Source organism: Sphaerisporangium aureirubrum (assembly GCF_042658925.1).
Lineage (GTDB): Bacteria > Actinomycetota > Actinomycetes > Streptosporangiales > Streptosporangiaceae > Sphaerisporangium > Sphaerisporangium aureirubrum.
This window is the reverse complement of record NZ_JBHSRF010000213.1, coordinates 1-594: the sequence shown is the minus strand read 5'-3', so window position 1 is coordinate 594 and position 594 is coordinate 1. Positions and strand designations below refer to the sequence as shown.

1 protein-coding gene is annotated in these 594 nt (G+C 72.7%); it reads right to left on the bottom strand.

Going from position 1 to position 594, the window contains the following annotated elements; translation table 11 throughout:
• Positions 1–594 (bottom strand): response regulator transcription factor (locus ACFP1K_RS41190; protein WP_380764056.1); only part of this gene is annotated, 594 nt, incomplete at both ends.

Sequence of the window (594 nt, the reverse complement as noted above, 5' to 3'; positions counted from 1 at the left end):
GCAGGCGCCCGATGGTCACGGTGACGGTGTTGGTGAACGGATTGGCGTGCTCGTCCCAGACGCGTTCCAGCAGGTCCTCGGTGCTGAGCACCGCCGGCCCCGCCTGGAGCAGGGCTTCGAGCAGGGCGAACTCCTTGACCGAGAGGTCGAGCCGCCGGCCGTCGCGGGTGGCCGTGCGCCGCACCGGGTCGAGCTCGATGCCCGCCGCACGCAGCGTCCTGGCCCTGGCGTCGGGCCGTCGTCGGGCCAGCGCCCGGATCCGCAGGACCAGCTCGGGGAAGTGGAACGGCTTGGCGAGGTAGTCGTCGGCGCCGAGGGTGAGCCCGCTGACGCGATCGCCGGGGGAGTCCGCCGCGGTCAGCATCAGCACCATGGGGCGCTCTTCGCGCTCGGTGATCATCTGGCAGAGCGCGTCGCCGTGGATGCCGGGCAGGTCGCGGTCCAGCACCACCACCTCGTAGGGGTTGAGGTCGAGCTTGGCTGCCGCGGTGTGGCCGTCGCAGGCGAGGTCGACGGCCATGCCCTGGTCCCGCAGCCCCTCGGCGACCACATCGGCCAGCGCGCGGGCGTCCTCGACCACCAGCACCCTCATGC